Below are 22,450 nucleotides of genomic sequence, written 5' to 3' on the forward strand. Positions count from 1 at the left end.
CTCTCCCGGGGGTGCCCATCCGATCCTGGGCACGGCATGCCCAGGATCGGATGGGTGTCCTGCTGCTGCCGGGGCGCATGATGGAGGAGAGGGAGAGGAGGCCCGACCATGAACCCCGGTACCGACCTCGGCGAGTTCCTCAGGGCCCGCCGCGCCCTCGTCGCCCCCGATCGCGACGGCGGGCCGCGGCGGCGTGTGCCCGGCCTGCGGCGGGAGGAGGTCGCGGCCCTGGCCGGGGTCAGCGCCGACTACTACACCCGCCTGGAGCAGGGCCGGCACAAGCGCCCCTCGGAGTCCGTGCTGGACGCCCTGGCCCGGGCCCTGCAGCTGGACGAGACGGCCACCCGCCACCTGTTCGACCTCGCCCGTGCGGTGGCGGCCCCGCAGCGGGCCGCGCCGCCGGAGGCCCAGCGCGTGCGGCCCTCCCTGCACCGCCTGCTGGAGTCCTTCACCGCCCACCCGGCGTTCGTCCGCGGCCGGCGCACCGAGGTGCTGGCCATGAACCCGCTGGCGGCGTTCCTGCTCGCCGACCTCCCGGCCCGGCCGGCCCGGGAGCGCAGCCTGATCCGCTGGGCCTTCCTGGACCCCGAGGCCCGGACCCGCTACGTGGACTGGGAGAAGGTGGCCTCCTCCATGGTCGGCACCCTGCGCCTGGACGCCGGGCGCCACCCGCACGACCCGCTGCTGGCCCAGCTGGTCGGGGAGCTGTCGGTGCACAGCGAGCAGTTCCGCACGTGGTGGGCCGACCACCGCGTGGTCGAGCGCCGCGACGGGATCAAGCGGCTCGACCACCCGCTGGTCGGGCGCCTGGACATCTGCTACGAGGCCCTCGACGTCACCGGGGCGGCCGACCAGACCCTGTTCGTCTACACCACCGAGCCCGGCTCCGAGTCCGAGGCCAGGCTGCGGACCCTCGCCGCCTGGGTCCACGAGGAGTCCCCGGCGCCCCCGTCGTCGCCCGCCGCGGCTCCGGAGCGTCCCGGGGCGGACCCCGCCGGGCGGTAGTCCCCGCCGGTCCCGGCGCGGGCGGGACGTCCGGGCCCGGGAGGCGGCCGTCCGCCCGGAGGCTGGGCAACCGCGGCGGAACGCGAGAGGGTGGGAGTGGGCCGGTCCCGCACGCCGCGGCGCCGGTCCGCCGACCCAGCCCCCGAGCAGAGGAGAGACCGTGCCCGAGACGATCGCCGGCATCACCGTTCCCGATTCGCCCCTGGTCCGCGAGACCACCGAGCTGGTCCGCCGGGCGGCCGACGAGAGCCTGTTCAACCACTCCCGCCGCGTCTTCCTGTGGGGGATGCTCAAGTCCGCCGCCCGCGGCCGCGAGGTGGACCCCGAGCTCGCCTACGTCGGGGCGATGTTCCACGACCTCGGCCTCACCGACGCCCACCGCACCACGGACCAGCGCTTCGAGATCGACGGCGCCGCCGCGGCCCAGGCGTTCCTGCGCGACCACGGCCGCTCCGAGGAGGAGGCCCGCAACGTGTGGCTGGCGATCGCCCTGCACACCACCCCCGAGATCCCCCTGCACCTGGCCCCGGAGGTCGCCGTGGTGACCCTCGGCGTCGAGACCGACGTGCTGGGACTGGACCTGGACGAGATCTCCGCGGAGCACCGCGCCGAGGTCGTCGCCGCCCACCCGCGCACCGACTTCAAGAACCAGATCCTGCACGCCTTCTACCAGGGCATGGCCGACCGGCCGGAGACCACCTTCGGCACCATGAACGACGACGTGCTCGCCCACTTCGACCCCGGCTTCCAGCGGGAGAACTTCGTGCGGATCATCCAGGAGAACGCCTGGCCCGAGTGAGCGCCGCCGGGCCTTCGCCGGCGGGCGGGGGCCCGGACCCGCGCCGGTGCAACAGAGGGGTCACATCGTTGTGGCCCCCTCCGCCCGGGCGGAGCATGGAGGCCCTGACCTCGCCGATCCCGGAGGAGCCCGTCATGGCCTACACGTTCATCCCGCACATCCCCGTCGCCGACCTGGAGCGGTCGCGGACCTTCTACGAAGCCCTCGGCTGGCGGGTGCGCCCGGGCATGGAGGAGGGGCACAGCATCGTCCTCGACCTCGGCGAGGACTTCGGCGTGACGCTCGTGGAGCGGTCCTACATGCAGCAGATGGTCGGCGAGGGACAGGAGCTGGCCGATCCCACCCGCTCGCTGTGCGGCAGCTACGCCCTGGTCGTCGAGACCCCCGAGGAGGTCGACGAGCTCGCCGACCGGGCCGCGGCCCTCGGCGCCCCCGAGATCCGGGGCGAGGACGCGGGCTACATGCGCTACCGGATCTTCGCCGACCCGGACGGCCACCGGTGGGACGTGGCCTGGGTGGATCCCCTGGCGATGGACCGGGACTGGGAGGCGGTGCGGGCCAAGTACCCGGACGCCGCGATCCCGCAGGGCTGAGGCCCCGGACCAGGGTCCTCGCACAGAGGTCCCGGCGCCGGCCCGGTCAGCGACCGGGGCCGAGCCGGGGCGGCGGGTCGACCACCACGTGCGGGGCGATCCGCTCCACCTGCTCCCGGACCAGCCCGGTGCAGCGGACGAAGTCCTCGAGGTCCCGGAAGGGGCCGTGGGCCATCCGGGCCGAGAGGATGCGGTGGGTCAGCCACGGGTCCGCACCGGGCAGCCGCGAGAGCTCCTGGGCGGTGGCCGTGTTGAGGTCCAGCGGCCCCCGCCGGTCCCGGTCCGGCGCCGGCGGGGCCTCCCACGCCGAGCTGCCCGCCGGCCCGGGGCCGGCCGGCCAGGCCCGGGCCGCGTGCGGCACCGGCCCCGCCGGCTGCGGCGCCGGCTCGACGCGCTGGGCGTACCAGGGGCCGTGGGCCGCCCGCCAGCGCAGGTACTGCGGGTTGACGACGATCCCGTGGACGATGCTCGCGCCCCACGTGAGCACGAGGATCCCGCCGGCGAACGACCCGCCGTCGCTCGCGTCCGCCAGGACGGTGCCCGTGAGGCCGAGGACCGCGTAGACGCCGGCGGCCAGCCACCACGCCGGCCGCTTCGCCCGGGCGGCGATGTAGACGAACCCGGCCGCCGAGAAGACGCCGAAGCCCAGCAGCGGGGCGAGCAGCCACGCGCTGTGCCGCCACCGCCAGGCACGGCTCATCAGTTTCTGCTCCGGCGTGCGGTAGGGCCGGCCGTGGACGGTGCCGTAGGTCATCGCACTCCTCGGATGCGGGCGGACGGGACGGTCCCTACGGTAGCGAGCCGCGTGTGCTTTCGTGACGGGCGACGACGGCGCGTCCGTGCCCCGTCCTGGGCCGTCCCCGACCCCTTCACGTCGCACCCGGTCGGCGCCCACCGGGACCACCAGATCTGGACACTTCACGGGACCTGCGACGAGGCCGGGGCCCGGGAAAAACAGTGGATCGCCGGACCTTGCGCAGCAGCGACGACGCCTGCGCTGAAGGAGGCACCTTCCATGTCATCGACCCCCTCTGCGTCCCGCACCCGAGACCGCGCGGCCCGCCGCGGGCGGACGGCACCGCCGCCGCGCACCCCCGGCCCGAGGACGAGAAGCTCCCGCTGGGCCGCACCACGGCCTACGGCTTCCAGCACGTGCTGACCATGTACGGCGCGATCGTCGCCGTGCCCCTGATCATCGGGCAGGCCGGCGGGCTCAGCGCCGACGAGACCGCCCTGCTCATCAGCTCCTGCCTGCTCATGGGCGGGATCGCGACCTTCCTGCAGAGCTTCGGCGCCCCGTACATCGGCTCGAAGCTGCCGCTCGTGCAGGGCGTCTCCTTCGCCGGCGTGGCCCCGATGCTGGTCATCCTGGCCGGGGGCAGCGACCTGCGGGCCGTCTTCGGCGCCGTCCTGGTCTCCTCGGTGGTGGGGTTCCTGTTCGCCGGGGCGTTCTCGCGGATCATCCGCTTCTTCCCGCCGGTGGTCACCGGCACCGTCATCACCGTCATCGGGATCTCCCTGCTGCCCGTCGCGATCTCCTGGGCGGCCGGCGGCGGGGAGGGCGGCGCGGCCGCCCCGGACAGCCTGCTGCTCGCGGGGATCACCCTGCTCATCGTGCTGCTGCTGTCCAAGGTGGGCATCGGGATGATCTCCCGCCTGTCGATCCTGCCCTCCTTCGTCCTCGGCACGGGCGTGGCCGTGCTCATGGGCACGGCCGACTCCTCCGGGGTGGGCGAGGGCGCGCTGATCACCTTCCCGACCCCGCTGGCCTTCGGCACCCCCACCTTCGAGGTCGCCGCGATCGTCTCGATGCTCATCGTGGTGCTCGTGACCATGACCGAGACCACCGCGGACATCCTCGCGGTCGGGGAGATCACCGGGGCGAAGGTCGACTCCCGCCGCGTGGCCAACGGCCTGCGCGCCGACATGCTCTCCTCGGCCGGGGCGCCGCTGCTGAACTCCTTCACCCAGACCGCCTTCGCCCTCGGCCTCGTGCCCGTGGCCGCCCCGCAGTTCTACGCCGGGTTCCCGGCGTGGACCCAGACGATCCTCGGCTCGGGCATCAGCGCCGCGGCGATCGTCGCGATCGTGCTGAACCTGCTGTTCAACGAGCTGACCGCCGGCAACGCGAAGAACCCGTCCGCCGTGGCGGCGGCCCCGGTGCGGATCGTGCGCGCCGACGTCCTGGCCCACCTGCGGGACGGGGACCAGCTGCAGAACGGCACCGTGGTGGACCGGGAGGGCGCCGAGGTGGCGGTCGTGCCGGAGCACCACTTCGACGACGTCCGCCGGATGATCGACGCCGGCGAGATCACCGACACGGGTCAGGTCCAGCAGCTGATCCTGTCGAAGAGCTCCTCCTGAGGAGGGAGGGGGGGCCGTCGGGCGCGCACCCCTGGTGACGGACGCGCCCGGCAGGCGCGGGCAGGTGCGTTCCCCGTCCGACCCGGTGACGGGTCGGTGCGCAGCGGGGACGTCCCTGCGTCGTGCGGCCCGTCCGGTGCGGGGTCCGCGGATCGGTGACATGTCCCCCAATCAGGGGATGAAAACAGTGCCGAGGCCGACGACGACGGGGCGCCGAGCCGCCGCGGCCGCCGTGTTTCCGCAGGTCAAGGCTCGTGCGGGGTCGTGTCGCCCTCGTGCTCGCCCCGCCCGTGATCACCCTTCCTACGATGAAAGTGCAACGGATCACGTTCGCACACACTTGGAGGAATCACGATGAAGAAGACTGCAGCAGCGCTGGCCGCACTCGCCGCCGCCGGGTTCACGGGACTGTCGATGGCGCCGGCCTCGGCCGCGCCGATGGTGTTCGACAGCTGCGGCCAGGCGGCCCAGTACGGGGTCTACAACCTGCGGGCGGGTCAGCCCGGGTACGGGACCCACCTGGATCGGGACCGTGACGGCCTCGCCTGCGAGAACGCTTCTGTGGCCTACGACCCGAACCTCGTTCCCGGCTACGTTCCCCCGGCCCCGGTGCCGGAGACCCCCGAGGTGGTGCAGAACGATGTCGTCCAGGACAGCGCCGTCTTCGACAACTGCACCGAGGCGCGTGCCGCCGGCCGGACCAACATCCCGTCCTGGGACCCCGCCTACGGCCTGCACCTGGACGCCGACCGTGACGGCTACGGCTGCGACGCCGACGGCACCGACGACGGCGTGCAGCAGCACGAGATCATCGACTGGGTGCCGGAGTCCTGGAACGACGGCGGCAACGGCTACGACCAGGTGAGCCAGGTGCCCGTGGGCGGTGCCGACACCGGCGCCGAGGGTGAGTCGGCCGTGCCGGGCCTCGCGCTCGCCGGCGGCCTGACCCTGGCCGCCGCAGTCGGTGCGACCGTGGCGGTCCGCCGCCGCGCCGCCCGGGCCTGAGCACCCGCAGGCCGGGATCCACGGGATAGGTTCGTGCCCGTGCCGACCATCTCCCGCGACCGCCGCAGCGGCCTCCTCGCCGCTGCGGCGGTCGCCGCCCTGCTGCTGACCGGCTGCGCCCAGGACTCCTCCGGGGAGACGGGGGAGGCCGCGACGGCTCCGGCGTCGTCGTCCTCCGCGTCCGTGCCGTCCGGGCGGCCGGCGCGGTCCGCGGACCCGACGTCGTCCGCGGCTGCCGCCGCTGCCTCCGCCGAGCCCGACTCGGGTCCGGCGGGCACGGCGGCCGGCGTCCCGGCGCCGATGGCCGAGTCGGCCCCGGTCGCCGTGCGGATCCCCTCGACCGGCACCGGCTCGGAGCTGCTGCACCTGGGGCTGCGCGAGGACGGTGCGCTCGAGGTCCCGCCCGAGGCGCCGGGCTCGCCCGCGGCCTGGTACGACGGCTCGCCCACGCCGGGGGAGCGGGGGCCCGCGATCCTGCTCGGCCACGTCAACGCCACCGGCGGCGGCCCCGGGGTCTTCGCCGGCCTGCGCGAGCTCGCGCCCGGGGACACGATCGAGGTGGGCCGGGCGGACGGCACCACCGCCGTGTTCGCCGTGGAGCGCGCCGAGCAGTACTCCAAGGACGCGTTCGACACCCGCGCCGTCTACGGGAACACCGAGGGGCCCGAGCTGAGGCTGATCACCTGCGACGGCTACGACCGGCTCACGGGGGAGTTCGACGACAACTACGTCGTCTTCGCGACGCTCGTCGGCTGAGGCCGCGGTCTCGCTGCCGGTGTTCATCGAGCTCTCGGGGCACGGCTTGCGCTGCGAGTCCACGAGCTGACCGCTCAGCATCGGGGGTGACGGGGCCACCCCGTGCCGATTCGTCGACACTGTTCTCGGGCTACGCTGTCCTGACCGAGATTCACAAGATTCACAAGATTCACCGACATTCACAGGATGGCCATGGAGAACCCGTTCAGACCCACAGCGGGGGCCACCCCGCCGGAGCTCATCGGGCGGGCCGGCATCCTGGACGAGTACGCCTACGGCCTCCGCCTGCGCTCCGGTGCACCCGGGCTGCTCACGATCTTCACGGGTGCCCGAGGGGTGGGCAAGACCGTGATGCTGGGCGCGGCCGAGGACCTGGCCCGCAGCCAGGGCTGGGCCGTCGTGTCCGAGACGGCGACACGGGGGTTCATGGGACGCATCGGCAACGCCATGCGGCGCCTGGCCGACGAGCTGGGGCCCGGCCCGCACGGCAGGCGCGTCACCGCCCTCACCGCCGCAGGCTTCGGCATCACCACGCAGCTGCCGCCCGAGCAGCAGCTGGAGTGGCGGGAGGAGGGCGTCCGGCTGCTGAGGCTGCTGGAGGAGCAGAGAACCGGACTGGTCATCACCGTGGACGAGATCCACGCCGCCGAGCGGCAGGAGATCGCCCAGCTCGCGGCCGACGTGCAGCACTTCATCCGCATGGACCTGCCCATCAGCCTCGTCTTCGCCGGACTGCCCGCAGCCGTGTCGAACCTGCTCAACGAAGGGGTGGCGACATTCCTGCGCCGCGCAGACCGGATCGACCTGCATGCAGCCGCCGTCGACGAGGTCGAGCGCTCCTACCGGGAGATCTTCGCGGACGGGGGCTTCACCCTGTCGGCGGAACAGGCCCGTCGTGCCGCAGAGGCCACCGGAGGCTATCCCTTCCTGATCCAGCTGGTCGGGTACTTCCTCTGGCAGGAGACGGAGAGGATCTCTGCCGAGCCCACGGACGACATGGTGGAACGAGCGGTGGCCGCTGCCCGGCGGCGCAACGAGCGCGTGGTCATCGAGGCGGCCCTCTCCACCGCGTCGGGCCGGGACCTCGACTTCCTCCGGGCCATGGCGGAGGACGACGGTCCGTCCGCCACCGCGGACATCGGCCGCCGGATGGGCGCCAGGCCCAACACGGTGGGCAACTACAGGACGCGGCTCATCGACGCCGGCCTGATCGAGGCCGCGGGGCACGGACTGGTCCGTTTCGCCATCCCCGGCCTCCGCGACCACCTGCGGCGGTGACCGGAGCCGGGGCAGCCGCCCGGCTCCGTCCGAGGTGATGCGGATCACCGGGCAGGGCCGTATGGTCGTGCCAACGGTCCCGAGCACCCGAGGACGACCTCCGCTCGCACAGAGTGCCGGCTTCCCGGCCGAGCCGCCCCGGGGGAAAGGCGGTCCCGACGCCCCTCCATCCGATCGGCCCCGGCGCACCGTCTCCCCGCGCAGTCCTGGCCCGGCCATCTCCTGCGCGTTCGCGCACGCCGCCTCCGACGAACGAATCCACCCCCAGAGGAGAGAGAACATGACGAAGAAGATCTATGTGTCCGTGGGCATCGACGTCGACGCCGTCGGCGGCTGGCTGGGCTCGTACGGCGGGGAGGACTCCCCGGGGGACATCTCCCGCGGCCTGTTCGCCGGCGAGGTCGGCGTGCCGCGGCTGCTCCAGCTCGCCCAGCGCCGCCAGATGCCCGTGACCTGGTTCTGGCCGGGGCACTCGATCGAGACCTTCCCCGCGGAGTTCGACGCGGTCGTCGAGGCGGGCCACGAGATCGGCGTGCACGGGTACTCGCACGAGAACCCCATCGCGATGACCCGCGAGCAGGAGACCGAGATCCTCGACTACTGCACCGACCTCATCACCCGGCGCGCCGGGAGGAAGCCGGTGGGCTACGTCGCCCCGTGGTGGGAGTTCTCCGGGGTCACCAACGAGATCCTGCTCGAGCGCGGGTTCCTCTACGACCACTCGCTCATGCACGACGACCACACCCCGTACTACGTCCGCGTCGGGGACACCTGGACCAGGATCGACTACGACGCCGCCTCGGCGAAGGAGTGGATGAAGCCTCTGGTCCGCGGCGAGGAGACCGACCTCATCGAGATCCCCGCCTCGTGGTACCTCGACGACCTCCCCCCGATGATGTTCATCAAGTCCAGCCCGAACAGCCACGGCTTCGTCAGCCCCCGAGATATCGAGCAGCTGTGGAAGGACCAGTTCGACTGGGTGTACCGGGAGATGGACTACGCTGTCTTCCCGATCACGATCCACCCGGACGTCTCCGGCCGGCCGCAGAACCTGCTGATGCTCGAGCGGCTCTTCGACCACATCGGCTCCCACGACGGCGTCGAATTCGCCTTCATGGAGGACGTCGCCCGCGACTTCGCCCGCCGGAGCCCGCGCTCCACGTCCTGACCCTCCGCCCGGCGCCCGGGGGCCGGGCCGGTCTCCCGGACCGAGGACGGCGCCGGCGCCACCCCTCTCGCGGGGCGGCGCCGGCGCCGTTCTTCGTCAGCCGTCCGTGCCGGTGTCAGTCCCGGCGGGGGCGGAGGTAGGTGCGGCCCTGCGCGTCCTTCTCCACCACGTACTCCTGCTGGAGGTTCGCGTACCAGTCCCGCACCTGTTCGGTGGGCTCGTCCTGGCCCCGCAGGCCTCGGGGACTGCGCGCGGCGGGGCCGTAGAAGCGCATCGCGAAGTCGTCGAAGCGGCGGAACAGGCTGCGGCCGTCCTCCTGCGGACCGTCCGTGGCGTCGCGGCGGCGCATGCTCCCTCCCTCCGGGCTCAGCCCTCGCAGTCGGTGCAGTAGACCGTGCCGCCGCTCTCCCGGGCGCGCTGGGAGCGGTGGCGGACCAGGAAGCACGAGCCGCAGGTGAACTCGTCCGTCTGCTCCGGGATCACCTGGATGGTCAGCTCCTCGTGGGAGAGGTCCGCCCCGGGCAGGTCGATGCCCTCGGCGGTGTCGGCGTCCTCCAGGTCGATCGCCGGGGCCTGGGCGGTCGCGCCGCGGGCCTGGACCACGGCCAGGGATGCGGTGGCCGGCTCGTCCTCGGGCCGGGTGCGCGGAGCGTCGTAATCGGTGGCCATGGCGGGGTGGCTCCTCCTCGAGCGTTCGGTGCGGCGCGGAGAGCTCCGGCGCCGGAAGGATCGGAGCATACCCGGCGAAGATGAGCGATCGGTGAGAACGCGCCGCCGGGGCGGCACCCGGCGCAACATCCCGGACGCCGCCCCGGTGGCGGGGGCCGCCCGCTACGCGGTGAGCGGGTCGGCGCCGGCCTCCAGCCGCGGGGCGCGCCGGGCGTCCAGCACCTCCTCGACGCCGCGGGCGAGCCCGAGCAGCTCCGTCTCCTCGAAGCCGGAGGTCATGATCTCCAGACCCACGGGCAGGTCCCCGTCCGTGAACCCGGCCGGCACGGTGGCCGCCGGGAAGTGCAGCTGGGAGGCGATCACCGTGTTGGTCGGGTAGGTGAGGCAGGTCCACCGGCCGCCGAGCACGTCCTCGTGGGTGGGGGCGGCGAGCTGGACGTCGGGGAGGACCATCGCGTCCAGGTCCAGCTCCACGAACCGGCCCTGCACGGCGCGCACGAACTCCTCGCGGGCCAGCACCCGGTCCAGGTACTCCGGGTCGGTGCGCGGATCCTCGGGCCCGTCGGTGATGCCCTCGAACAGGTCCAGGTGCGGGTCGTGGTCGCCGCGGGCGCGGACCTCGTCCACGCTGCTGATGCCCGTCTCCGGGTGGGCGGCGAAGAAGGCGTTCATGTCCTGGCGGGAGCGGGTGAAGTACAGGGACGTGAAGCCCACGTAGTCCATCAGGCCGGGGACCTCGACGTCGACCAGCTCCGCCCCGGCCGCGGCCAGCCGCTCGAGGGCGGCCTCGACGACGCGGTTGACGGCGGCGGCCTCCGGGTCGGCGCCGTCGCCGAAGGCGCCGCGCAGCACCCCGAGGCGCCTGCCCCGCACCGACCCGCCCGCGGCGGCCTCGACGAAGGACCCGGCGCCGCGCCGGTGCCGCACGGCGGCCGTGTAGTCGTCGCCCGGGTCGAAGCCGACGAGCACGTCGAGCACCGCCGCGGCGTCGGCCACGGTCCGGGTCATCGGCCCCGCCGTGTCCTGGGGGACGACCAGCGGGGACATGCCCTGCCGGCTGATCAGCCCGGGGGTCACGCGCACCCCCACGAGGTTGCAGAAGGAGGCGGGCAGGCGGATGGAGCCGCCGGTGTCCTCGCCGATGCCCACGAGCGCCAGGTTCGCGGCGATCGCCGCTCCCGTGCCGCTGCTGGAGCCGCCGGGGTCGCGGGAGAGCGCGTAGGGGTTCTTCGTCACCCCGGAGACCGAGGAGGTCGAGAACCACGAGGTGGCGAAGTCCGGCATCGTCGTCTTGCCCAGGATCACGGCGCCCGCCGCCCGCAGCCGGGCGATCGCGGGGGCGTCCTCGGCCGGGACGTGCTCGGCGGTGCAGCGGTTGCCGTAGGTGGTCCGCAGCCCGCCCGTGGCGACCTGGTCCTTCACCAGGACGGGCACCCCGTGCAGCGGGCCCGAGAGCTCCCCGCGGGCGGCGTACTTCAGGTCCAGGGCGTCGGCCTCCTCGAGGACGGTCGCCGAGACCGTCACCACGGAGTTCAGCCCCGGGCCGGCGGCGTCCAGGGCCTCGATCCGGTCGAGGTAGGCCTGGACGACCTCGCGGACGGTCGCCCGCCCCTCCCGGTAGGCCGCGTGGACGGACGCGATCGTGGCCTCCTCGATGTTCCAGCTCAGGCTCATGGTTCCCCTCGTGCTCGGGCGGCCCCCGGGGCGGGGGCGGCCGTGGTGTGCGGGTGGTCGGTCGTGCGCGGGCCGGTCAGAGCGCCCAGATCTCCTGCAGCCGTGCCGCCCGCTCCCGGCGGGCCCGCAGGGCCTCCTCCATCGGCACGGCGCGGAACCGGGTGACGGTCCCGGGCGTGGCGCGGGCCAGCAGGTCCATGTCCGCGGAGATCACGGTGCCGACCATGGCGTAGCCGCCGCCGGAGACGGCGTCGCGGTGCAGCACGATCGGTTGGGTGCCGCCGGGGACCTGGATCGAGCCCACGGCGTAGCCGGCGTCGACGATGTTCGACGGGTCGGAGCCGGCGCCGAAGGGCTGCTCCCGCTGGATCCACTCCACGCCGGGGCCCTCGTAGCGCAGGCCCATGCGGTCGGCCACCGGGGTGAGCCGCCACTCCTCCTCGACGAGCCGGCGGCGGCCCTCCTCGGTGAGCAGGTGGTCGTAGAGCCCCCACACGATGCGCAGCTCCTGGGCTCCGCCCAGGGCCGGGCGCAGGGACTCCGGCAGCTCGGTCACGGCGGGCAGCTCCCCGGTGGGGCAACCCACGGGGACGACGTCGCCGGCCTCGAGCTTGCGCCCGCCCATGCCGCCGAGCCGGCCGATCGCGTAGGTCGAGCGGGAGCCGAGGACCTCGGGCACGTCGACGCCCCCGCGCACGGCCAGGTAGAACCGGGCCCCGCCCCGGAGCACGCCGAAGGTCACGGCGTCGCCCTCGGCCAGCTCGAGGCGCGTCCAGGGAGGCTGCTCCTGCCCGTTGACGAGCACGGGCACCTGCGCGCCGGCGACCGCGATCGTGGTGGGGGCGTCGACCGTGAAGGCCGGGCCCATGTAGGTGCACTCCAGCACGGCCTCGGCCGCGGTGTTGCCCACCAGCTTGTTGGCGGTCTGCGCGGACTCCTGGTCCATCGCCCCGCCCTGCGGGATGCCGACGTTGTAGTACCCGATCCGCCCCTGGTCCTGGACGGTGGTCAGCAGCCCGGGCTGCTCAGTTCTCAGCGCCATCGAGGGCCTCCAGCAGGGTGCGGTTGTAGGTGGCGGGATCGGCGAGCGCGGCCTCGACGTCGAAGGTCACGGGCGCCTGCTTGTACCGCCACGTGCCGGCCTCGACCTGCTCCTGGACGGCCCGGTACTCGGCCTCGTCCACCGGGCGGAACTTCACGATGTCGCCGGGGCGGAAGAGGATGAGGAAGTCCTCGAAGTCGGGCAGCTCCTGGCCGGGGTCGTAGATCGGGGCGGCGGCGACCCCGAACATCTGGTAGCCGCCGGCCCCGCGCACCGAGTAGATGCAGGCGAAGCACCCGCCGTGGCCCACGGTCAGCGGGGGCGTGTCCGTGCGGGGGCTGAGGTACTTGGGGACCTCCAGCTGCCGGGCGCGCGGGACGAGCTGGTACATGAACGGCAGCCCGGCCACGAACCCGACCATCGACACCAGCCACGGGGACTCGTGGTGGCGGCGGATGAACTCGGCGGCGTCCTCGAGGCCGTTGACCTTCGCGGCGTAGTCCAGGTCCGTGCCGGAGGGGTCCTGGTGGTAGCCCTCGCGGAAGCGCTGGACGACCTCGGCGGTGTAGGGGTCCTGGTACCAGACGGGGACCTCGACGATGCGGGTCTCCACGGTGTGCTGGGTGGCGGTCCGGGCCTGGGCCTCGAGCTCCTGGACGCGGCGCCTGAGCTCCTCGCCCCCGAGGACGTCGGGGTCGAAGCGCACCAGCAGGGACGCGTTGGCGGGGCAGACGTCGACGACGCCGGGCAGGTCCAGCTGCTCGAGGCCGTGGGCGACCGTGGTGGCGAGGTAGTTGGCGGTGAGGTTCATGGCCTCGTCGAACTCCACGAACAGGAACTCGTCCCCGCCCCACGTGTAGCGGGCGTTGGGCAGGTAGAGGATCTCGGTCGACTGCTCGGTCATCGTGCGCCCCCCGGGCTCGGCATCTCGGTCTCGATGTAGGTGGTCCAGTGCTCCACGGCCTCGAACCGCGGATCCGTCACGAGCCGCGCCAGCAGGGGCACCGTGGTCTTGATGCCCTCGATGTGCGTGGCGGCCAGGCCCTCGCTCATCCGCCGCACGGCCTCCCGCCGGTCGTGGCCGTGCACGATCAGCTTGGCCAGCAGCGAGTCGTAGAAGGGAGCGACGGTGTCGCCCTCGCGCACCCCGGCGTCCACCCGGTAGTCCTCGCCCTCAGGCCAGTCCAGGCGGGTGAGCCTGCCCGGGCTGGGCAGGAAGTTGCGGTCCGGGTCCTCGGCGTTGATCCGGCACTCGATGGCGTGGCCGTCGAAGGAGATGTCCTCCTGCCGCAGCCGCGTGCGCCCGGTGGCGGCGATCCGCAGCTGCTCGGCGACGAGGTCCACGCCGGTGACGAACTCCGTGACCGGGTGCTCCACCTGCAGGCGGGTGTTCATCTCGATGAAGGCGGCCTCGTGGCGGACGGGGTCGTAGAGGTACTCGACCGTGCCCACGCCCGTGTACTTCGCCAGCCGGGCCAGGTTCACGGCCGAGGCGCGGATGCGCTCGCGGACGTGGTCGGGCAGCTCCGGGGCCGGCGCCTCCTCGACGATCTTCTGGGAGCGCCGCTGCATGGAGCAGTCGCGGTCGCCCAGGTGCAGGAAGGTCTCGCCGTCGCCGAGGACCTGGACCTCCACGTGACGGGCGTGCTCGACGAAGCGCTCCAGGTAGACGGTGGGGTCCCCGAAGCTCGCGGAGGCCTCCGCGCGGGCGACGTCGACGGTCTTCAGCAGGTCCTCCTCGGCCCGGACCAGGCGGATGCCGCGCCCGCCGCCCCCGGCCGAGGCCTTGATGACCAGCGGGTAGCCGACCTCCCGGCCCAGGGCGAGCACGGCGTCGTCGTCGTCCGTCAGGGGGCCGTTGGAGCCGGGCAGGACGGGCACGTCGGCGGCCACGGCCGCCTCCAGGGCGCGGGTCTTGTGGCCCATGAGGTCGATGACGTCGGGATCGGGGCCCACCCACGTCATCCCGGACTCCTGGACGCGGCGGGCGAAGGCGGCGTTCTCGGAGAGGAACCCGTAGCCGGGGTGGACCGCGTCGCAGCCGGCCTCCGTGCCGGCGAGCACGATCGCCTCGGCGTTGAGGTAGGAGGCCTGGGCGGGGGCGGGGCCGACGACGGCGACCTCGTCGGCGAGCCCGGCCGCCATCGAGTCCCGGTCGATCTCGCTGACGGCGAGCACCGTGCGGATGCCCATGTCCCGGGCGGAGCGCAGGATGCGCACCGCGATCTCGCCGCGGTTGGCGACCAGCAGGGTGGATATCGCCACGGCTCAGCCCTCGGCGACGACGGCGATGGTGTCCCCGGGGTTCACCATGGCCGCGTCCTCGACCGAGAAGCTCTCGAGGGTGCCGGCGACGTCCGAGTGGACCTCGGTGAACTGCTTCATGATCTCGACCATGCCGATGACCTGGCCGGCCTCGACGCGGTCGCCCTCCTGGACGTAGGGGTCCTTGTCGGGGCCGGGCTTGCGGTAGAAGACGCCCGGCAGCGGGGACTGGATCTCGGCCATGGTGGGTCCTTTCGGCGGTTCGTGCTCGGGGTGGGCGGGCCGGGTCAGCCGGCCGCCGCGTGGGCGTCGAGGGCCTCGCGCACGGCGCGGGCCACGGCCGGGGCGCCGGGGGCGTCGGAGTGCACGCACACGGAGTCGAAGCGCACCGGCAGCTCCGTGCCGTCCACGGCGGCGATCCGCCCCGTGGTCAGGGCCCGGGTCACGCGCTCGGCCGCGGCCCGGGGGTCGGTGGCGTGCGGGGTGCGCTGGATGATCAGCCCGCCCTCGGCGTCGTAGTCGAGGTCCACGTAGAGCTCGGCCACGAAGGGGACCCCGCGCTCGGCGCAGACGGACTCGTGGGCGGTGCCGGCCAGCCCGAGCACGGCCACGCCGTGGTCGGCGGCGACCTTGGCCACCGGTTCCATCAGCGCGGGGTCGCGGGCGACCATGCCGTAGAGGGAGCCGTGCGGCTTGAGGTGGTGCAGCGGTGCGCCGTGCTGGAGGAGGAACCCGGTGAGCGCACCGACCTGGTACCGGACCAGGGACTCGACCTCCTCCGGGGTCAGGACCATGGCCCGTCGGCCGAAGCCCCACTGGTCGGGCAGGGACGGGTGGGCGCCGATGCGCACGCCGTGGGCCGCGGCCGAGGCGACGGTGGCGGACATGATGTCCGGGTCCCCGGCGTGGAAGCCGCAGGCGATGTTGGCGAGGTCGACCACCTCCATCAGCTCCGGGTCGTTGCCGAAGCGGTGGAGGCCGATGCCCTCGCCCATGTCCGAGTTCACGGTCGGACGGCTCGATGCTGTGGTCATGGTCACAGCGTCGGAAGCGGGCCCGTCCGGCGGAATGGGCACGGTGCCCGGTCCTGCAGAAATTTCCGTGGACGAGGCGCTGTCCCGCGGGGGAGCGTGGTCCTGACCGGCCTGCGGGCCGACCCGGTCCTGCGGCCGGCGCACGCTCAGCGGTGGTGCCGACGGCCCGGTCCCGGGAGCGGTGGTGCCCGCCGGCCGGTGACGACCGCATAAGCCGCAGACACATTGGCTCGGGTCGTAGGCGGCGCGGGGACGACCGGCGCACACTGGCTGTGCCGGGGCGGGTGAACAGGTCCTGGTGGGGGCATTCCCCCGGCCGCCCCCGGGGATGCCCGTGGAGGAGGAGGTCCGTGATGAGCGTGCTGCTGGTTCTCGCCGCCTGCCTGGTGGCTGCCGTGGTGGTGTGCCTGCGTCCGGTGCGGGCCTCCGCGCACTGCGACACCATGGACGGACCCGCCGCCCAGGACGGCAGGCGAGCCTTGGAGACGGGCAACCCCGACCACGCCGTGAAGTGGGTCGACGCCGGGCACGAGGGCGAGCTGCGCGAGATCTTCGCCCTGGCGCGGACGGCGCGGGACCAGGGCGGTGCGGCCCGGGAGGTGGCCGAGCGCTGGTTCCTGGAGAACCTCGTGCGCCTCCACCGTGCCGGTGAAGGGGCCCCATACACCGGTCTGAAGCCTTCGGGTGCGCCCGTGGGCGAGGAGGTGGCCGCCGCGGACCGCTGCATCGACGCGGGGAGCCTGGAACCGCTGACCGGTCTGGTGCGTCCCGAACAGGTCCCGGAACTGCAGGACCGCCTCGCGGCGGTGCTGGCCCGCAAGGGCCATGACGTGGACGACCTCGAGGCCGGCAGGGCCTACGTCGAGGCCTACGTCCGTTTCGTCAAGCTGGCCGAGGGCGAGGAGGAGGGCCACCACCACGCGAGCGCCGGGCACGGGCACTGACGGTGGCTGCGGGACCGAGCCGTGGAACCTGACCCGGTCACGGTCGCCGGGACGCTGCTGGTCGCCGTCCTGGCCGGTCTGGTGGTGCGCCGCCGGCTGCTCTTCGTCACGCTGGTCGACTCGTGCTCCATGGTCCCCGCACTGGCGCCGGGGCGTCGTGTGCTGACCCGGCGCCTCGGCCGCACCGGACGGATCCGCCGCGGCGACGTCCTCGTCGTCACCTCGCACGAACTGGGCCGACCGGTCGTCAAGCGGGTTCTCGGCCTGCCGGGGGAGCAGGTGGTGATCGGGTCCACCGGCCGCCTGAGCATCGACGGCCGCGATGTGGCGGAACCCTACGTCGTGCACCCCGGGGGCCCGGGCGGCACCTTCCGGGTCCCGCCCGGGCACCTGCTGCTGCTCGGCGACAACCGGGCCTGCTCCGACGACGGCCGCCACTGGAGGTGCCCGTACCTGCCCGTGACCGCCGTCCGCGGGAAGGTGGTCAGCGGCCTCGCCCCGCCGCCGGCCGCGCGGCACCGGGCCGGACGTGCCCCCTGCTCCCCGTGACGCTCCGCGGCCTCCGCGGGCGGCGTCCGGCAGGGGAGCGGTGGCGCCGGGCTCAGGAGGCGTCCCCGCCGCTCACCGCCTGCGCCGCCCGGGTCTCGGGCCCGCGGACGAAGCACGCGGCGACCACCGCGACGACCGCCACGCAGGCGCCGACGAGGAAGGCCTGCTGGATCCCCGCCGCCTGGGCGGCGGTCGCCGGGGCGCCGCCGGCGGCGGCGCCGGCGGTTCCGAGGGCCATGAGGGTGACGAACAGCGCCGTGCCGACCGCCCCGGCAAGCTGCTGGAGGGTGTTCATGATGGCGCTGCCGTGGGAGTAGAGGTGCTGGGGGAGGGACCCGAGCGCGGAGGTCATCAGCGGGGTCATGAGGAAGCCGAGCCCGAGGGTCAGGAGTATGTGCAGGAGCGTGACGGTGAGCGCCCCGGTGCGCTCGTCGAAGAGGAAGGCCATGAGGAACAGCGCGGCCGCGAGCACCACGGCCCCGGGGATCGCCAGGGGGCGGGGGCCGACGCGGTCGTAGAGGCGGCCGATGAACGGGGCGACGACGCCCATGAGCACACCGCCGGGGAGCACCGCGAGGCCGGTCTCGAGCGCGGAGAGCCCGCGGACGTTCTGCAGGTAGAGCGGCAGCAGGATCAGCGCGCCGAACAGCGAGGCCATGGCGATGAGCAGGACGACCACGCCGATCGAGAAGGGGCGCAGGGCGAAGGGTCGCAGGTCCAGCAGCGCCCGGTCCTCGCGCTGCAGGCGCAGCTGGCGCCGCACGAACAGGGCCAGCGCCGTGGCGCCGACCGCGACCGGCAGGGCCGGGGGCAGCAGGGCGTGGCCCTCGGTGGACTCGCCGATGCTCGAGAGCCCGAAGATCAGCGCGCCGAACGCGGTCGCGGACAGCAGCACCGAGGGCAGGTCGAGCGGCAGCGGGCGCGGGGTGCCGATGTCGCGGACCAGCACGAGCCCCAGACCGAGCGCGAGGACGGCAACGGGCAGGACGGCGACGAACACCGCCCGCCACCCGAAGGCCGAGAGGATCACCCCGGACAGCGTCGGGCCGACCGCCGGCGCCACGGAGATCACGACGGAGACGAGGCCGAAGACGGTGCCCCGGCGCTGGACCGGGACGAAGGTGAGGATCGTGGTGGTCAGCAGCGGCAGGACGACCGCGGTGCCGGCCGCCTGGAGCGCCCGCGCGGCCACCAGCACCCCGAAGGCGGGGGCCAGGGCCGCCAGCAGGGTGCCCGCGGTGAACAGCAGCAGCGCGCCGGCGAACACGGCCCGGCTCGCGAAGCGCTGCAGGACGAAGCCCGTCAGCGGGATGACCACGGCCATCGTGAGCATGAACACCGTGGTCAGCCACTGCGCGGTCGAGGCCGGTACGGAGAAGTCCGCCATGACGTGGGGCAGGGCGATGCTCATCACCGTCTCGTTGAGCACCATCACGAAGGCCGCCACCAGCAGGACGCCGATCATGACGGTCATCCCGCGCCTCGTCCGTCCTCCGGGCGGGGCGGTCTCGGTGGTCTCGGGGGTCGCGGTCATGTCGGGTCCTCGGTCCTGCTCGTGCGTCGCTCGCGTGCTGTCGCCCGCAAGGAATGACAGTGTACAGCGCCACTGTCAGTGACTGACACGACCGGTAGGGTGGGGGCATGAACTCGACGTCATCGCTGCGCCAGGTCTCGCGCGAGGCGGTCCGGGACCGGATCGTCGAGGTCGGACTCGGCCTGTTCGCGGAGCACGGCTTCGAGCGGACCACGGTCGAGGAGATCGCCCGGGCGGTCGGGACCTCCGAGCGGACCTTCTTCCGCTACTTCGCCACCAAGGACGAGGTCGTGCTCCTGCCCTACGAGCACGCCTACGCGCAGATGCTCACCCTGCTCGGCGAGCGACCGCTCGAGGAGGACGTCTGGGAGACGCTCACGGTGGTCTGCGCCCACTCGATCCGCGCGCTGCTGATGGGCCCGTACGAGACGGGCGGGGTGCAGCGGCTGCAGCGGATCATCGGCGACAGCCCCGTGCTCCTGGCCGCCTATCTGCGCCAGTTCGACCGCCTCCAGGAGCGGCTGACCGACGCGCTGGTGCAGCGGCAGGAGCGGCGCGCCCCAGGCCGGGAGGCGGACCGGGTGGTCGCCCGCGCCCTGGTGGGCGCCTCGTTCGCCCACCTGCACGCGGTCGTCTCCGCCGCCCGGAGCGCCGAGGACGTGGCCCGCGCCGACGAGCGCTTCGCCGCGCTCATGCAGGACCTGCGCCCGCGCTCGCTGCCCGCCGGGAGCTGACCGGCAGCAGCGCGCCGCCTACCCCGTGGCGGCGGGCGACGCCGGAGTGCGGGCGGCCAGGACCCGGCCCAGCGGGCGGCACACCGCCAGCAGGACGAGCCCGGCCACGGCGATGGTCAGGGCGAGCGCGGTGGAGTCCTGCCACCAGTCGGCGAGCCCGGCGAAGCCCGGGATCCCGGTGGTGACCACGGCGTTGCCGATGGCCAGTACGCCCACGGCCGGTCCGAGGTGCGGCCGGTCCAGGGCCATCAGGGCGAAGAACGCGAGCCAGAGCACGGCCCACATCAGCCACAGCGCGGTGAAGGCGCGGTCCCCCAGGCCCACCCAGGAGTGGACGGCGAAGCCGACGGCGCTGACGGCCACCACGAGCGAGAACCAGCCCAGCCCCTGGTCGGGCCAGCCGGTGATGGCGTCGATGCCCACCCACAGGTAGGTGAAGCCGAAGAAGTACAGGCCGGCGGCCAGCATGATGCGTCCGGTCTCGCCGTCGGCGGAGATGATCAGGTACGTCGGGGTGAGGACCTGCAGCGCGCCCACGAACAGGTTCAGCGGGGCCGCCGCCTTCGGCGGGATCCGCCCCAGGAGCATCACCCCGTTGACGAACAGGACCGCCCCGACGTACAGCAGGCCGACGGCAGCCACGGCTCACCGGCCCCTGCGGGCGGGACGGTGGACAGCGCTTCCGGTCATGGCAACCTCCTGATGGTCTCGACCAAGGTTCTTATCACGGGAGCCGCCGCAAAGGGTTGTCCGGCAGGGGGCGGCCCGACCAGGATGGACCTCACCCGCGGCGCACGGTCCGTGCGCCGCCCCCAGGAGGGACGAGCCATGCCCGCTTCCGATCGGGCCCGCGTGCCCGTGCCCAGGACGACCACCTCTCCCCGAGGTGCCCGGTGAGCGGCGTGGTGCGCCACGAGGCCACCGTGACCAGCTCCGAGGCGGTCCGGGGTCTGTTCGAGGACGTCGGGGTGCCCTTCTCCTTCGAGCCCGTCGGCGAGCAGTTCGCCTACCGGCACCGCCACGACGGCGACGAGCGCCTCACCGTGGTCCAGCTGCGGCTCGAGGGTGCCTACTCGGCCTGGGGCGAGACCGAGGTCTTCTGCGCCGCGGACGTGCGGGCCGAGCGCTACGACTGGCGGACTCGCGACGAGACCGGCAGCGGCGTGCGCGGCCCGGCGCTGTTCCGTCCCGGCCACCCGGCGCTCGTCGTCGGCGCCGCCGTGGAGGTCACCAACATCAACCTCGCCCCGCACCTGCTGCAGGAGGTCGCCGGGACGGTCTACGGCACCGAGGATGAGCCCGTCCGCTTCCTCTCCACCGAGCCGGTGAGCCCCCGGCTGGGGACGTACTGGACGCGGCTGTCGGGGATCGCCCGCGAGGCGGTGAACTCGGGGGCGTTCGAGGCCGAGCTCGTCCGGGCCGACCTCACCCGCCACCTGGCGGTGGCCGCCCTGGAGTGCTTCCCGCTGGCGGGCGACCCGGTCCGCCGGACCCTGTCGATGGAGGCCCAGGCACGCCGGTACCGGATGGCCGTCGAGTTCCTCGACGCCCACGCCTCCCTGCCGATCACCGTGGAGGACGCCGCCCGCGCCGCCGGCACCACCACGCCCGCGCTCGTGCGGGCGTTCCGCGCCAACCACCCGCTGGGCCTGCACCCGCTCCAGCACCTGCGCCGGACCCGCCTCGCCGCCGCCCACGCGGACCTGGCGGCCGGCAGCCCCGCGCTGGGCGACACCGTCCGGGAGATCGCCCTGCGCTGGGGCTTCGCCCACCCCGGGCGCTTCGCCGCCGCCTACCGCCGCGCCCACGGGGTCTACCCGCGCGAGACCCTCGGGCGGTAGCGCTCTTTGCCGGGGCCGGTGGACCGGGCCCGCCGCGGCACCCGGCGTCGTCGTCCCGCACGGGTCAGCCGCACCCCTGGGCGTGGCCCATCTCGGTGTGGGCCCAGCGGGCCGCGAACCGGGGGTCGCCGCTGCGGCGCACGGCCTCGGCGGTCTCCCGGTCGAGCTCGGCCCGCCACTCCTCGATGCTGAGCAGCTCCGAAGAGCGCAGCAGCGGCTGCCGGTAGATGCTCAGCGCCCGGGCGACCTCGCCGTGCTCGAGGGCGTCCCGCAGGCGCGCGACGTCGCTCGTGACCCCCGCCGGGTCGGCGAAGCGGTAGGGGCCGGTGGTGAGCACCGCCCCGAGCCGGCAGCGGACCCGGTGGATCTCGGTGCGGACGGTGCCCGGGCTGCCCTGCTCCCCGTAGAGGGCGTAGGCCATCTCCTCGGCGCTCCACCCGCGCTCGCGCAGGCTCAGCAGCGCGAGGATCTCCGCCGAGCGCGTCGGCAGCGGGAGCTCCTCCCCGCCGCCCACCCGGGCCGTGGCCGGCTCGGCGAGCAGGCGCAGCTCCAGGGACGGGACCGCACCGGGGCCCGCGGGGCGGGGGCGCGCCGGGGCCTGGGCGGCGAGCAGGGTCTCCACGACGCGGGCGGCCGAGCGGACCAGGCCCCGGGTGTCCTGCGTGGCGCTGCCGCGCGGGCCCGAGAGGTCGAGCACCCCGAGCACCTCGCCGCCGTGCGGGTCGCGCACCGGCGCCGAGGTGCAGTCCCACGCGCTGTGGGCGCGGGCGAAGTGCTCGGTCCCGCGCAGCTCCTCCGCGGTCCCGCTGCGCAGCGCCTGGGCGATCGCATTGGTGCCCACCCCGTGCTCGTCCCAGCCGGCGCCCTCCACGAAGCCGAGCCCGTCGGCCCGGCCCAGCGGCGCGCGGCCCCCGCGGCGCCACAGCACCGTGCCGTCGGGGGCCGTCAGGACCGCGACCCGGGGCTCGGACGGATCACGGGCCACGCCGAGCAGGTCGGCGACCGTCTCGACGTGCGCCCGCAGCGGGGAGGCCACCCGCAGCTCCTCGACCGTCCGGTCCGGGAGCACCTCGCGCGGGCCGTCCAGGTCCCGGGACAGCCCGCGGGCGGTGCACCGCTCCCAGGCCGAGCGCACCCGCTCCGGCGCCTCCGTCGATCCTCTGCTGTGCACAGCGCTCCTCCGTCCTCCGCGCCCG

General features: G+C 74.1%; 24 protein-coding genes. 12 read left to right on the forward strand and 12 right to left on the reverse strand.

Annotated elements, in window-relative coordinates:
• The first annotated feature begins 108 nt into the window (after positions 1 to 108).
• The 3 genes from AS188_RS04145 (at position 109) to AS188_RS04155 (ending at position 2,397) form a co-directional block, all read left to right on the forward strand.
• A complete protein-coding gene (locus AS188_RS04145) occupies positions 109 to 1,005 on the forward strand; it encodes a helix-turn-helix transcriptional regulator (RefSeq protein WP_058857787.1) in 897 nt (298 codons plus the stop codon).
• Between the two features lie 160 nt (positions 1,006 to 1,165).
• Positions 1,166 to 1,804: an HD domain-containing protein gene (locus tag AS188_RS04150; RefSeq protein WP_058857788.1), complete on the forward strand. Its 639-nt coding sequence runs from the start codon at positions 1,166 to 1,168 to the stop codon at positions 1,802 to 1,804.
• A gap of 95 nt (positions 1,805 to 1,899) precedes the next feature.
• On the forward strand, positions 1,900 to 2,397 hold the full coding sequence (locus AS188_RS04155; RefSeq protein WP_058857789.1) for a VOC family protein: 498 nt from the start codon (positions 1,900 to 1,902) through the stop codon (positions 2,395 to 2,397).
• Positions 2,398 to 2,443: 46 nt separating this feature from the next.
• Here the strand turns inward: AS188_RS04155 and AS188_RS04160 are convergent, their stop codons facing one another.
• Positions 2,444 to 3,151 (reverse strand): ComEA family DNA-binding protein, encoded by a 708-nt coding sequence (locus AS188_RS04160; RefSeq protein WP_058857790.1) that lies wholly within the window; start codon positions 3,149 to 3,151, stop codon positions 2,444 to 2,446.
• Positions 3,152 to 3,369: 218 nt separating this feature from the next.
• On the opposite strand from AS188_RS04160, the gene AS188_RS04165 reads away from it, so the two are divergent.
• The 5 genes from AS188_RS04165 to AS188_RS04185 all read left to right on the forward strand — a co-directional run bounded on the left by AS188_RS04165 (position 3,370) and on the right by AS188_RS04185 (position 8,968).
• Positions 3,370 to 4,761 (forward strand): solute carrier family 23 protein, encoded by a 1,392-nt coding sequence (locus AS188_RS04165; protein WP_058857791.1) that lies wholly within the window; start codon positions 3,370 to 3,372, stop codon positions 4,759 to 4,761.
• 354 nt (positions 4,762 to 5,115) lie between these two features.
• Complete coding sequence (locus AS188_RS04170) at positions 5,116 to 5,766, forward strand: excalibur calcium-binding domain-containing protein (RefSeq protein WP_058857792.1); 651 nt, start codon at positions 5,116 to 5,118, stop codon at positions 5,764 to 5,766.
• A 39-nt stretch (positions 5,767 to 5,805) separates the two neighbouring features.
• Positions 5,806 to 6,522 carry a class F sortase gene (locus AS188_RS04175; RefSeq protein ID WP_058859717.1) on the forward strand — a complete coding sequence of 239 codons (717 nt, stop codon included), beginning with the start codon at positions 5,806 to 5,808 and terminating at the stop codon, positions 6,520 to 6,522.
• Positions 6,523 to 6,714: 192 nt separating this feature from the next.
• Positions 6,715 to 7,800, forward strand: coding sequence for an ATP-binding protein (locus tag AS188_RS04180; RefSeq protein ID WP_058857793.1), 1,086 nt, complete (start codon positions 6,715 to 6,717; stop codon positions 7,798 to 7,800).
• A 280-nt stretch (positions 7,801 to 8,080) separates the two neighbouring features.
• A complete protein-coding gene (locus AS188_RS04185) occupies positions 8,081 to 8,968 on the forward strand; it encodes a polysaccharide deacetylase family protein (RefSeq protein WP_058857794.1) in 888 nt (295 codons plus the stop codon).
• 115 nt (positions 8,969 to 9,083) lie between these two features.
• On the opposite strand, the gene AS188_RS04190 is transcribed toward AS188_RS04185, so the two are convergent.
• From AS188_RS04190 to AS188_RS04225, 8 genes are all read right to left on the reverse strand, one after another.
• The gene (locus tag AS188_RS04190; RefSeq protein WP_058857795.1) at positions 9,084 to 9,317 is read right to left on the reverse strand and encodes a hypothetical protein; all 234 of its coding nucleotides are present in this window, start codon (positions 9,315 to 9,317) and stop codon (positions 9,084 to 9,086) included.
• 17 nt (positions 9,318 to 9,334) lie between these two features.
• The gene (locus tag AS188_RS04195) at positions 9,335 to 9,637 is read right to left on the reverse strand and encodes a DUF4193 domain-containing protein (protein WP_058857796.1); all 303 of its coding nucleotides are present in this window, start codon (positions 9,635 to 9,637) and stop codon (positions 9,335 to 9,337) included.
• A gap of 162 nt (positions 9,638 to 9,799) precedes the next feature.
• Positions 9,800 to 11,311 carry an amidase gene (locus AS188_RS04200; protein WP_058857797.1) on the reverse strand — a complete coding sequence of 504 codons (1,512 nt, stop codon included), beginning with the start codon at positions 11,309 to 11,311 and terminating at the stop codon, positions 9,800 to 9,802.
• A gap of 76 nt (positions 11,312 to 11,387) precedes the next feature.
• Positions 11,388 to 12,353: a 5-oxoprolinase subunit C family protein gene (locus AS188_RS04205; RefSeq protein WP_058857798.1), complete on the reverse strand. Its 966-nt coding sequence runs from the start codon at positions 12,351 to 12,353 to the stop codon at positions 11,388 to 11,390.
• Positions 12,337 to 13,257 carry a 5-oxoprolinase subunit B family protein gene (locus AS188_RS04210; protein WP_058857799.1) on the reverse strand — a complete coding sequence of 307 codons (921 nt, stop codon included), beginning with the start codon at positions 13,255 to 13,257 and terminating at the stop codon, positions 12,337 to 12,339. The genes AS188_RS04205 and AS188_RS04210 overlap by 17 nt, the downstream gene beginning before the upstream one ends.
• Entirely contained in the window at positions 13,254 to 14,618 is a 1,365-nt protein-coding gene (locus tag AS188_RS04215) for an acetyl-CoA carboxylase biotin carboxylase subunit (protein ID WP_058857800.1), read from the reverse strand. The genes AS188_RS04210 and AS188_RS04215 overlap by 4 nt, the downstream gene beginning before the upstream one ends.
• Positions 14,619 to 14,621: 3 nt before the next feature.
• On the reverse strand, positions 14,622 to 14,861 hold the full coding sequence (locus AS188_RS04220) for an acetyl-CoA carboxylase (RefSeq protein ID WP_058857801.1): 240 nt from the start codon (positions 14,859 to 14,861) through the stop codon (positions 14,622 to 14,624).
• Positions 14,862 to 14,905: 44 nt separating this feature from the next.
• Positions 14,906 to 15,652, reverse strand: coding sequence for a 5-oxoprolinase subunit PxpA (locus AS188_RS04225; RefSeq protein WP_058857802.1), 747 nt, complete (start codon positions 15,650 to 15,652; stop codon positions 14,906 to 14,908).
• 353 nt (positions 15,653 to 16,005) lie between these two features.
• On the opposite strand from AS188_RS04225, the gene AS188_RS04230 reads away from it, so the two are divergent.
• Both AS188_RS04230 and lepB read left to right on the forward strand, forming a co-directional pair.
• Positions 16,006 to 16,596, forward strand: coding sequence for a DUF6448 family protein (locus AS188_RS04230; protein ID WP_058857803.1), 591 nt, complete (start codon positions 16,006 to 16,008; stop codon positions 16,594 to 16,596).
• A 21-nt stretch (positions 16,597 to 16,617) separates the two neighbouring features.
• Positions 16,618 to 17,145 (forward strand): signal peptidase I, encoded by a 528-nt coding sequence (gene lepB / locus AS188_RS04235; RefSeq protein WP_058857804.1) that lies wholly within the window; start codon positions 16,618 to 16,620, stop codon positions 17,143 to 17,145.
• A gap of 52 nt (positions 17,146 to 17,197) precedes the next feature.
• Here lepB and AS188_RS04240 read toward each other — a convergent pair whose 3' ends face one another.
• The gene (locus AS188_RS04240) at positions 17,198 to 18,679 is read right to left on the reverse strand and encodes a DHA2 family efflux MFS transporter permease subunit (protein ID WP_058857805.1); all 1,482 of its coding nucleotides are present in this window, start codon (positions 18,677 to 18,679) and stop codon (positions 17,198 to 17,200) included.
• Positions 18,680 to 18,786: 107 nt separating this feature from the next.
• Here AS188_RS04240 and AS188_RS04245 point away from each other — a divergent pair, with 107 nt between their 5' ends.
• The gene (locus tag AS188_RS04245; protein ID WP_058857806.1) at positions 18,787 to 19,413 is read left to right on the forward strand and encodes a TetR/AcrR family transcriptional regulator; all 627 of its coding nucleotides are present in this window, start codon (positions 18,787 to 18,789) and stop codon (positions 19,411 to 19,413) included.
• A gap of 18 nt (positions 19,414 to 19,431) precedes the next feature.
• Here AS188_RS04245 and AS188_RS04250 read toward each other — a convergent pair whose 3' ends face one another.
• Complete coding sequence (locus tag AS188_RS04250) at positions 19,432 to 20,055, reverse strand: AmiS/UreI family transporter (RefSeq protein WP_083529241.1); 624 nt, start codon at positions 20,053 to 20,055, stop codon at positions 19,432 to 19,434.
• A 251-nt stretch (positions 20,056 to 20,306) separates the two neighbouring features.
• Here AS188_RS04250 and AS188_RS04255 point away from each other — a divergent pair, with 251 nt between their 5' ends.
• The gene (locus AS188_RS04255; RefSeq protein ID WP_058857807.1) at positions 20,307 to 21,254 is read left to right on the forward strand and encodes a helix-turn-helix transcriptional regulator; all 948 of its coding nucleotides are present in this window, start codon (positions 20,307 to 20,309) and stop codon (positions 21,252 to 21,254) included.
• A 64-nt stretch (positions 21,255 to 21,318) separates the two neighbouring features.
• Here AS188_RS04255 and AS188_RS04260 read toward each other — a convergent pair whose 3' ends face one another.
• Positions 21,319 to 22,425, reverse strand: coding sequence for a GAF domain-containing protein (locus tag AS188_RS04260; protein WP_083529242.1), 1,107 nt, complete (start codon positions 22,423 to 22,425; stop codon positions 21,319 to 21,321).
• Positions 22,426 to 22,450 lie beyond the last annotated feature (25 nt).

The organism is Kocuria flava (assembly GCF_001482365.1).
Classification (GTDB): domain Bacteria; phylum Actinomycetota; class Actinomycetes; order Actinomycetales; family Micrococcaceae; genus Kocuria; species Kocuria flava.